The sequence below is a fragment of the Kitasatospora sp. NPDC056446 genome (assembly GCF_042796115.1).
Taxonomy (GTDB): Bacteria; Actinomycetota; Actinomycetes; order Streptomycetales; family Streptomycetaceae; genus Kitasatospora.
Window position 1 is genome coordinate 22,104 of sequence record NZ_JBHTRF010000093.1, and the last position, 10,359, is coordinate 32,462.

At 70.9% G+C, this 10,359-nt stretch carries 9 protein-coding genes; 5 read left to right on the forward strand and 4 right to left on the reverse strand.

Annotated elements, in window-relative coordinates; genetic code table 11:
- The first annotated feature begins 3 nt into the window (after positions 1–3).
- Genes ACFQ6N_RS35490 through ACFQ6N_RS35505 form a run of 4 tightly spaced genes read left to right on the forward strand, consistent with a single transcriptional unit; the run spans position 4 to position 3,543 of the window.
- A complete protein-coding gene (locus ACFQ6N_RS35490; RefSeq protein WP_380658067.1) occupies positions 4–912 on the forward strand; it encodes a hypothetical protein in 909 nt (302 codons plus the stop codon).
- Complete coding sequence (locus tag ACFQ6N_RS35495) at positions 906–1,613, forward strand: ABC transporter ATP-binding protein (RefSeq protein WP_380658068.1); 708 nt, start codon at positions 906–908, stop codon at positions 1,611–1,613. Before ACFQ6N_RS35490 ends, ACFQ6N_RS35495 begins: the two co-directional genes overlap by 7 nt.
- Entirely contained in the window at positions 1,610–2,374 is a 765-nt protein-coding gene (locus tag ACFQ6N_RS35500) for an ABC transporter permease (protein ID WP_380658069.1), read from the forward strand. Before ACFQ6N_RS35495 ends, ACFQ6N_RS35500 begins: the two co-directional genes overlap by 4 nt.
- A gap of 35 nt (positions 2,375–2,409) precedes the next feature.
- Positions 2,410–3,543, forward strand: coding sequence for an MsnO8 family LLM class oxidoreductase (locus ACFQ6N_RS35505; RefSeq protein ID WP_380658071.1), 1,134 nt, complete (start codon positions 2,410–2,412; stop codon positions 3,541–3,543).
- Here the strand turns inward: ACFQ6N_RS35505 and ACFQ6N_RS35510 are convergent.
- Genes ACFQ6N_RS35510 through ACFQ6N_RS35520 form a run of 3 tightly spaced genes read right to left on the reverse strand, consistent with a single transcriptional unit; the run spans position 3,515 to position 5,177 of the window.
- Entirely contained in the window at positions 3,515–4,372 is an 858-nt protein-coding gene (locus tag ACFQ6N_RS35510; protein ID WP_380658072.1) for a helix-turn-helix domain-containing protein, read from the reverse strand. The genes ACFQ6N_RS35505 and ACFQ6N_RS35510 overlap by 29 nt on opposite strands.
- Positions 4,373–4,414: 42 nt before the next feature.
- Positions 4,415–4,942: a DUF6879 family protein gene (locus ACFQ6N_RS35515; RefSeq protein ID WP_380658073.1), complete on the reverse strand. Its 528-nt coding sequence runs from the start codon at positions 4,940–4,942 to the stop codon at positions 4,415–4,417.
- Positions 4,896–5,177 carry a hypothetical protein gene (locus tag ACFQ6N_RS35520; protein ID WP_380658075.1) on the reverse strand — a complete coding sequence of 94 codons (282 nt, stop codon included), beginning with the start codon at positions 5,175–5,177 and terminating at the stop codon, positions 4,896–4,898. The genes ACFQ6N_RS35515 and ACFQ6N_RS35520 overlap by 47 nt, the downstream gene beginning before the upstream one ends.
- Positions 5,178–6,419: 1,242 nt before the next feature.
- Between ACFQ6N_RS35520 and ACFQ6N_RS35525 the strand changes: the two genes are divergently transcribed.
- Positions 6,420–6,923 (forward strand): hypothetical protein, encoded by a 504-nt coding sequence (locus ACFQ6N_RS35525; RefSeq protein WP_380658077.1) that lies wholly within the window; start codon positions 6,420–6,422, stop codon positions 6,921–6,923.
- A gap of 732 nt (positions 6,924–7,655) precedes the next feature.
- Here ACFQ6N_RS35525 and ACFQ6N_RS35530 read toward each other — a convergent pair.
- The coding region (locus tag ACFQ6N_RS35530) for a WD40 repeat domain-containing protein (RefSeq protein WP_380658079.1) at positions 7,656–10,359 on the reverse strand (2,704 nt) is incomplete at its 5' end.

Consider the following 10,359-nt stretch of genomic DNA (forward strand, 5'->3'; position numbering starts at 1 on the left):
GACATGGATCTTCCCTTGACGGACCTCTACTTCGACTTCTACGACGTGATCACCCGGCTGCGCTGCCACTCCGCCGATACCGCCGAGGCACTGTTCTACTTCGGTGGACAGCGAGTCGAACCCGCTGCGCCGGAGCGGACCGAGGTCGTGGTGACACTGAGCTGCCCGGAATGGCCCGAGCGCGGATTCTTCACCAGCCTGCTGCGGAAGGACGGCCTGACCAAGCGGATCGAGGTGGACCGAAGGACCGAGGACGGCTGGCGCCGTGAAGTCGACCACACGTTCACCGACTGGTCCGAACTCCCCTCCCCGCTCCCGCCGTTCCGGTACTCGCGCCTCTGGGAACGCCTGGCCGTCGGCCCGGGCACCTGTCTGGAACTGGCTGACGGCACCGGGGTGCTGCTGACCGGGGACAACTACATCGGCAAGACCTCGGCCGCACTCGTGCTCTGTTCACGGGGTGCCCGACTGGTCAGCGACAGCCTCGCCGTGCTCGACGTGGACAGCGGCAGTTTCCTGCGCCACGACAGCCCGCTGGGCTTCCGCCGCGAGGGACGGCGCCACCATCTGGCCCGGATCCTGGACGGCGAGCACCGCGAGACGGTCTCCCCGGACACCGGTCTGGTGCTGCTGGCCCGCGCCGCACAGTTCCTCGGGCGGCCCAACCTCGGCCGGACCGACGTAAAGCATCTGGTACGGCTGGTCCCGTCGGAACAGGCCTCGACGGGGCCGACCGATCAGCGGACCGACCCCGCTGTCTGGTTCTCCGGAGCGAGCCGCCGCCGGATCTCCGAGCAACTGCCCGAGCGCACACTCGTCGTGGGCATACCCGACGGAGCCGGGCCGGAACAGGTCGCCGACCTGATCGAGGCACGGCTCGCGGCCACCGAAGCACTGGACCCGGCGTGCTGAGCGTGGACCGGGTCTCCAAGCAGTACCCGGGCAATCCCACACCGGCCCTGGAGAAGGCCTCACTGGACCTCGAAGCCGGCGAACTGGTCGCACTCATCGGCCACAACGGAGCAGGGAAGTCAACGCTCTTCGACATCGTCGCCGGCCTGCGCCGGCCCGACTCGGGAACCGTGCGCCGGGACGTCCCGGCCGCCGAGTTCGGCTGGTGCCCGCAACGCGAAGTGATCGACTGGTCCTTGACGGTCAGTCAGAACATCGAGCTCGGTGTGGCACTCCGTCGCGGCACCTTGCGCGGCGTACGACGAGCGGCAAGCGAGATCGCCGAGATCCTGAACCTGGGGCCGGTACTGCACCGCCAGGCGCAGACCCTGTCCGGCGGCGAGCTCAGGCGCTGCCAGATCGCCCGGGCCATCGCCGGACGCCCGCGCCTCATGCTGCTCGACGAGCCCACCACCGGTCTCGACCCCGACGCCGTGCGACAGGTCTTCGACTACCTCCAGGACAGTGCCCGGGCCGGCGGAGCCGTGCTCGTGAGCACCCACGAGACCTCGCGGTTCTCCGGCTACTGCACCCGGGTGGTCGCCATTCACCGCGGTCGGGTCCTCGCAGACCGGCCCACCGCCGCCTTCCTGCGCGCCGCACCGGGATCCGAGGACCTGTGGACCGCCTACCAGGCGCTGACCGAGACGGAGACCTCATGACCCGCGCCCGCCCACTGATCGCGGTGCGGTTCCATCTCGCCTCACTGTGGAACTGGCGCCAGGTCTACTACGGCCGCATCATCGAACCGGTCGCCTACCTACTCTTCCTGGCCGCAGGCGTCAGCGGCGCGGTAGGCGCTTCGGGTAGCGGCACGGCCCACCACTACCTGGCATTCGTTCTGCCTGGCATGCTGGCCATGCTGGCCTTCCGATCGGGTACCGCCGCCGTCTCGGACGTGTCGAACGACCGCAAATGGGGAGTCTTCGCCTTCTACCGGATGTACGGCGGCGGCACCACGGGCTACCTACTGAGCGTGCTGATCGTGCTCGGCGGCGTCTTCCTGCTCCAACTGTTGGTGGTGATCGGCCTTGCCGCACCGCTCGGTGCGCTGTCGGACCTGTCCGGCCGAGGACTCCTGTTCACCGTGGCAGGCTCGCTGCTTGTGGATGCCGGCTGGGTGCTGGCCGGAGCCGCCGTGGCTGCCTGGGTCCAGTCGTACGCAACGCGGGACTTCGTGTTGACCCTGACCGCCCTTCCGGTGGTACTGGCCGCACCACTGTTCTACCCGCTCGACACTGCACCCGGCTATCTGCGTTTCGTGGCCCGGCTGGACCCGCTCACGTACCAGGTCGACTGGCTGCGCTCGACCTGGGCGGGCTCCGCCGCGGACCTGCTCTGGGCCGCGCTCTGGACAGTGGGTACCGGGGTCCTGGCCGTGCTCGCCCTTCGCGCAGCCGACCACCTGACGACCGAGCGCTGAGACCCCCTGCCCCACGAAACCGAAACGGTCCGTCGATGAAGATCTCCGTACTCGACCTGTGCCCGGTCTTCGAGCGCCAGGGCCCGGCCGCTGCCCTCCGGGCCTCCATCGAACTGGCCGGGAAGGCCGAGGAGTTCGGTGCGGCCAGATACCTGGTGGCCGAGCACCACGCCAACCCGGCCTCTGCGGCCACCGCCCCCGAAGTGCTGATCTCAGCGATCGCCAACGAGACCTCCACACTGCGAGTCGGTGCCGGCGGCATCATGCTGCCCAACCACGCGCCCTTCCGGATCGCCGAGAGCTTCCGTGCACTGGCTCGCCTCCACGGGCCACGGATCGAACTCGGCGTCGTGCGTGCGCTGGCCGGTCGGCCGACGCTCAGCCTGGCGCTGCGCGGCACCACACCGTCAGCCGAACCGGAGCGGTTCCGCCGTCAGATCGCCGAACTCGTCGGCCACCTCGACGACTTGTCCGCCGCCGCCGAGGCCCCGATCCCGGTCCGCGTCCTGGGATCGAGCCAGCCAGTGGCGCAGCTGGCAGCCGAACTGGGGCTGCCCTACGGTTTCGCCGGACACCTGAGCCTGCGCGGGGCACGACAGGCGGCCGATACCTACCACCGGCACTACCGGCCTTCACCCGGACACCCCGAACCCGACCTGCTGCTCAGCCTCGGGGTCTACCTGGCCGACGACCCGGGCCGGGCCGCCGCATTGGCCCGCGTCCCGGCCACCGCGCTCCTGCGCGCCCGGCAGGGACGCCCCTCGCCCCTGCCCACAGTGCCGCAGGCCGCCGAGATGCAACCGACCGGGCCGGAGCAGGAACTGCTGCGCCGCCGGCTCACGGACTGGCTGGTCGGCGACCAGCAGACCGCGGCGGCGGTCACCACGCACCTCGCACCCGCGGGCGCCCGGCCGGGTGCGGCCGGGGCTGGCGGGCGGGGTAGGGGGTGCGTGGCCACGGTGGCGCTCCGCTCTCTCGTCGGCGGTGACTGTTGCGCGGACCCGACGGGGGGCGGGCCCGCGCAGCAGTCCCGGCTCGCCCGCCGGGGACCGGGTGTCCGGTCCGTCACGGCGGGCGACGGATCGACGGTAGGGAGTGCGCGGCCGGGCCCTCAACGAGGTTGCGCCATCTTGCGCGAAGTCACCCGAGAGTGGCGATCGCCGCCGTGATCAACTGACGGGCGCCGGCCCCGTGGACGGCGATGGATGCCAGGTCGGTGAAGGTCCGTACGTAGTCGGCGATCTCGCGTGGCTGGGTGATCCGCAGGTAGCCGGAGGTCAGCTCGACGGCCACCTCGGCCTCGTCGAACATGTAGAAGTCCTCGACCGGCAGGTGCGGGCGGTCGGGCCCGGTGGGGATGACCCCGACGCTGACGAACGGGCTGGAGGAGACGGCGAGCAGGTGGCCGAGCTGGGCCGCCATCGTCTCGGGGTCGCACACCGCGGCGCGCAGCACCCACTCCTCGATGAGCAGGCCGAAGCGGTGCCGGCCGGAGAACAGCATCCGCTGGCGTTCCAGTCGGGCCTCCACCGCGTCGGCGACGTCGTCGACCTCGACACGGGCGCGTTGGATCGAGCGCAGGACGGCGGTGGTGTACTCGGGGGTCTGCACCATGCCGGGCAGGACGCGGCTGGCGTAGACGCGGAAGTGGCCGGTTCGCCGGTAGAGGGCGGCCACGGACTCCTGGGCGGCGCGCAGCCCGGCGCGTTCCATGCGGCGCCACTCGGTGTACATGGAGTCGACCGCGCGGGCGGCGGCGATCAGGTCGGGGACCTGGTCGACGGCGGCACAGGCGGTGCACCAGGCGCGCAGGTCGTCCTCGGAGGGGACGGACTTGCCGCTCTGGATCCGGGAGGTCTTCGCCGGGTGCCACCCGCAGCGCGCGGAGAGTTCGTCGCCGGTCAGGCCTGCGTCCTTGCGCAGGCCGACCAGGCGGGCGGCGAGGGCTTTGCGTGCCTCGATGACGCTGGACGACGGGGACGACGGGGACGACGACATGGTGCTGGCTGCCCGGGCGGGTGTCGGTGGAAGGGGGGCGGATCAGACGGGGTACCGGGCGTGCGGGATCGCGCGGTCCCAGACCGCCTCGAAGGCGCTTGTCACCATCTTCACGACGGCCGGGTCCTCTGTGGTCTCGTGGCCGGCCCACTCGCCGTCACCGGTGAACCAGTGGAACAGGACCAGGCGCTCGTCGACCAGCCACAGGTCGTTGCCCGGCAGGGCGAGGTCGGAGGCCTTCGAGCGGGGCAGCCAGCGGACCTGCTCGCCGAGCGCGACGTTGTGCCGCTCGGTGATCGCGTGCTCCCACCGGATGTAGGCGGTCACCGGTTCCGAGACGATCCGGGCCCGGCGCATCACCACCCCGCGGCCGACGGTCTCCCGCACCAGGGCGGCCCAGGCCCTGTACTCCTCCGGCAGGTCGTACGCCTCGGGCCGCTCCACCGGAAGACCGGCGCGCCAGTCGGCGAAGACGGGGTCATCCATGTAGGAGTCGCGCATCTCCAGGTGGCAGGCGGAGCGCTCAGCGCTCCTCAACAGGGCGCCAAAGTCCGGCACGCTCGGCTTCATCGCACACCTTTCGCAGGAACGGGATCATCCGGACCGGGATGCGGACGACGCCCTCGTGGTCCGGGACGCCGGTGGCGTGGCCCTCCACCCACTCGGTCTCGCTGATCACGCGGTACATCTCCATGTCGGGCAGCCAGCCCTGGATGACGATCTCCGCCTTCTCGTCCTCCAACCACACGGTCGGAGAACCACCGTTAGGCGTGTCCGGGTCGATGCCCCTGAACCGTAGTGCCATGACCGCTCCTTGTGCCAAGCCGGTTGCGGATCCTTGCACCTCCACCGTTCCGCTGGACTGAAGAGCCGTCAAGGGCGCGCGGGCGCAGCCGGTCGGCGCGGGGGGCCGAGGTGGGCTCGGGGGCCGAGGTGGGCACGGGGGGCCGAGGTGGGCACGGGGGGCCGAGGTGAGCTCGAGGGTGACTGCCGCCTCGGGCTCGGTGCCCTGTCAGGCGGTGCGGATCTTCCCGTAGGCGATCAGGCGGGCGGTGAAGCCAGGCCAGTCCCTGGTGGTGCAGGCGGGCGGCGTGGGGTACGCAGCGTGCCGGGGCTCAGGCCTGCTCACGACCGGGCCTGTGCCCCGGTCGCGCCTGCGTGCTTCATGGCCGTGACCGTCGCCTCGTGGACGGCCAGGGCCGCCGGCCGGTCCGGGGCCGGGACGGGGTTGTTCTCCACCGTGCACCACTCGTCGGTGCCGGCGGTAGTAGGTGGAGGCGGGAATGCGCACTTCCCGGACGCTGATCGCCGCCGAGGGCATGGCCCTGTCCTGGGCGGGCAGTTCGCCGCCGGCGTCACCGTGACGACCGCGCAGGCCGGCACCAGCGGGCACCGGCCTGAACCACGGCACCAGCCGGCCGTGCCGCGCCGGGCAGCCGACTACACCGCGCCGGTCCCACCTGACACTCACGCCCCGCCCGGCACCCGCTCCTGACAGGACACCACCCGGCGCGGCACCACCGGGAATACCCAGCCGCCACAGCCACACGACCGGCTGACCCGAATCGAGACGATTCTCGCGGATGAACACGGCGCCCGGGCCGCCGAGCAGACCGAGCCGGCCTCCCGGATCCTCATAAGCGCCGTGGACCGACAGCTCGTGGTCGAGGATCCGTCCGGCGACGAACCGCTGGTCCAGGCAGTGATCCGATCCTGCCGAGCCGGTGGGCTCGATCTCGGCTACCGGCCAAGGGGCCGGCACCGCATGGTTGTAAGGGCCCTGCGGGTGCGCACGGTGTGTGAGTCCGCGAGGAGACGACCACGCATGCCGCGTCGCACCATCAGGCGCCATTCCCGACGCCTCCATCCTCCTCGTCTGCCTGTCGCCCAGCGACCGGCACGGGGTACGGGGTACGGGCACGAATTGACCTGGACCGAAAGGTGATTCATGCACAACCGATTCTCAACCGCACTTGCTGTCTTGGCCGTTGCCGTCTCGTGGGGGGTGGCGTCCGCCGGCCCCTCCTCGGCATCGCCGGTGCCGACCGTGAAGACCGCACCCGCGGTCAGCCTTCCGGACACCGTCGCCTCGAAGCTGAAGGACGCGGTGCAAAAGCACCAGAGCACTGTCCGTTCGACGGTGGCAGCCTCGTCGGTGTGCTACGTGGCACACGTCCGCAACCTCGGCTGGCAGGATCCGGTCTGCAACGGGGCGGTGGCGGGCACCATCGGGCAGAACGCGCCTATCGAAGCCGTCGCCATCCAGACCGCGGGCACCGGCGGCGCATGCATCAACGCACATGTCCAGAACCTCGGGTGGCTCGGCAAGGTGTGCATTCTCGACGGAGAGTCCCGGGCCGTCGGCACCACGGGGATGGCTCTGAGCCTGGAAGCCTTCGATGTGGACCTCGGGCACACGCGCTACGCGAACACCGGCGGCCAGGCGCATGTGCAGAACAGCGGCTGGCTGCCCGCGGAGTACGGGGACTGGGTGCGCCTGGGCACCACCGGGCAGAACCTCGCGCTCGAAGCGATCAGGATCTGGGCATGACGAGCTGAGCGTGCGCCGAAGGCGGGGCTCCTTCCAACGACCCCGCCTTCGGCTCGCCTGCGCACTCGGGACCGCCAGTGAGTGCCGGGAAGGGCCCGGCTTCGGGGCGGGCGGCGAGCTGTGCCGTTGTTCATCCTTGACCTACGCCCCGGTCTGCCGCCGGCTCCGGCCCCGGAACGCCAGCGAGGCGGCAGGCGGGCGGAGCGACCCAAGCGACCGGCGACCGGCGACCGGCGACCGGCGACCGGCGACCGGCGACCCGGGACGGCGGGGCAGGGCGGCAGCGACGGGCGGGACGGCTTGTGGCGAGTCGAGTCGGGAGCCACGATCGGGTACCTGCGCGGTCCAGGCGGAGTCCCCGGCAGGAACTCACTCGTATGGCTGCGCCTCGGTGCGTCCCGACGTACCCGGAGACCTGGTTCTCCATGATCGGACCTCATGGTGTGTGGGCGGGCCGGGCCGGGTGGTGTCGGTCAACGCGGGTCTCCTGACGGTCGGTCGTCGGGCCAGGCATGCGGTCCAAGGCGGGCCGCCACCAGGTGGTGGCGGCCCCGCGGTCGGCCAACCCACAATGGCGGCAGCGCGGTGGCGGAGCGCCTCCAGGAGGGCGGTCTGCCGGTCGGTCAGCTTGCCGTCGGTGCGGGCCCTGTCCTGCTTGCGCAGCCGGGTGCCGGGGCGGAAGGCCGGTCGGAATCAGGCTTTCGGGTTCGGACGGTTCCGACGTGATGACGCTCACCGGCAGACGTTTTCCGTGGTTGCGTCGGAGAGGAGCCTGGGCCATTGGTTGGTCCGGCTCAGTTCGCAGACGCGGTCGGCGGTTCGGTCCGCGTCCGTGGCCCACAGTCGCACTCCGTCCGCGCCGGCGGTGAGGAGCGTGCTCTGGTCTGGCCTGAAGGCGGACGTATGCACGGCTCTGGTGTGACCGACGAGTCGTGCTGTGATCTGACGTGATGCCACATCCCACAGACACACCGTGCCGCTGGCGTCCGTGGTGGCCAGCGTGCGGCCGTCGGAACTGAAGGCGGTGGAGTAGACGGTGTTGGTGTGGCCGGTGAGGGAGGCGAGCGTCCGGCGCTGCGCCACGTCCCACAGGCGTACGGTGATGCCGCCGCTGCCGGTGGCCAGGGTGTGGCCGTCGGGGGAGTAGGCCAGGGAGGTGATGGAGCCGGTGTCTTCGGTCAGTACGGCGAGGGTGTGGCGTGAGGCCAGGTCCCACAGTCGCACCGTCCGGTCGTATCCGGCGGTGGCCAGCGTGCGGCCGTCCGGGGAGAAGACAGCCTTGGAGACCGGGTCGGTATGCCCGATGAGGACTGCTTTCGTATGGTAGTGCGCCAGATCCCACAGTCGCACGGTCATGTCGTAGCTGCTGGTGGCCAGGGTGCGGCCGTCCGGGGAGAATGCGACGCTCGAGACGTGGTCGGTGTGGCCTTCGAGCGTGGCCACCGGACCGCCCGACGCGGTTTCCCACAGCCGCACCGTGTTGTCGGAGCTTGCGGTGGCCAGCAGTTGGCCGTCCGGGGAGAACGCCAGGTGCAGGATGCCCTGGCTGTGTGCCGCGAAGGTCACGAGGGGTCGGGGAGCGGTAGTGGTCCACAAGGTGACGGAGCCGTCGGCATGGCCGATGGCGAGTGTCCGGCCGTCGGGAGCGTAGGCGGCTGTGGTCGTTACGGTCGTGACATCGTTCGTTCCGCTGAAGGTGGCAGTGGTCTGGCGGGTCTTGAGGTCCCACGTGTGGACCGTGTGATCGGTGGCGGTGGTGGCCAGCTCGTTGCCGTCAGGAGAGAGCGCCAGAGCGGGGGCGGAAACGTTGGTTTCGTGGACGGTGGCGGTCAGCCGGCGCTCGGTCACGTTCCAGAGGGCGACCGTGTTGTCCTGGCCGATCGTTGTCAGGGTGCGGCCGTCGGGGGTGAACGCGGCCTGGCTCACTTCCTGCGTATGCCCGTTGAGGCCAGTCGTGGAGTTGCGTGATGCCAGGTCCCACAGCCGTACCGTGTGGTCGGCGCTGCCGGTGGCCAGAGTACGGCCGTCAGGGCTGAGGACGACCGTGCTGACGGCGCCGGTGTGGCCTGTGAGGGTGGCGAGCACGCGGTGGGCGGCAGTGTCCCACAGTTTCACGGTGCGGTCGGCACTGCCTGTGGCCAGGGTGCGTCCGTCGGGCGAGAACGCCACGGCTCGTACGGGATCGGTGTGACCGGTGAGCGTCGTAAGGGTACGCCGGGACGCCACTTCCCACAGTCGGGCGGTCTGGTCGGCGCTGCCGGTGGCCAGGGTACGTCCGTCGGGCGAGAACGCCGCGGACATGATGAAGCCGGTATGGCCGGTGAGGATGTCCGTCGTGTGACCGGAGGCGACGTCCCAGAGCCGTACGGTGCGGTCGTTGCTGCCGGTGGCCAGAGTACGGCCGTCAGGGCTGAACACGACTGTGCTGACGATGTCGGTGTGGCCGGTGAGGGTGGCGAGCATCCGATGGGTGGTGGTGTCCCACAGTTTCACGGTGCGGTCGGCGCTGCCCGTGGCCAGGGTACGTCCGTCAGGCGCGTACGCCACCGCCGTCACGGCGTTGGTGTGACCGGTGAACTGGTTGGAGAAGTAGGCGCTGTAGGCACTCAGCAGGCTGCCGCGGGCCTCGGTGGTGTGGGCCGTCCGATAACTCTCCAGCGCGACCAGCGCCGCAGCCTCGGGCTGCCGGTCGAGGAGCTGCCGGGACTGGGCGGCCTGTCCGTGAGAGACCGCGATGCGGCGCTGCGCGTCGGACTGCGCCCGCTGCACGAACGCGGTCACCGCCAGCACCAGGGAGAGCACGGTCAGGACGGCCAGCGCGACGACCGTCCGGCGCCGGCGACGGCCACGCTGGTCGTCCGCTGCGGTACTGGCGTGCAGGAAGGCGGACTCCAGCCGATTGAGCACGGCGTCGCCGGTGCGGGACCAGCCCCGGGCGGTGGCGAGTTGCGCTCCCCGGTACAACGTGCCCGGGTCGCGGTGGAGTTCGTGCCAGGTCAGGGCGGCCTGGGTGAGCCGCCGGTGGGTACGCAGGGCCTCGCGGTCGACGTCGAGCCAGTGGCGCAGCCGGGGCCAGGCGCGGATGACCGCTTCGTGGGCGACGTCGACGGTTCCGTCGGCCAGGACGATCAGGCGGGCGTCGATGATTGCGGCGTCGGCCAGGCCGTCGAGTTCCTCGCGGGCGAGGCGGCGGCGGGTGTCCTCGGTTCCCTCACCGGGGGCGGTGAGCCGGAGGAACAGCATCCGCATGGCTTCCTGGTGGCCTGGTGGGAGAGCGGCGTACATGGCCTCGGCGGTCTGCGTGATGGCTCCCCGCATGCCGCCGGTGGCCCGGTAGTCGGCTAGTAGTGCTTTGTTAGGTCGGGGCTGGTCTTGGTCTGGGCAGTGCTTGCTGGCAGGTCGGGCATGTGCCGTTCCAGGTGGCCAGGAGGTGTTG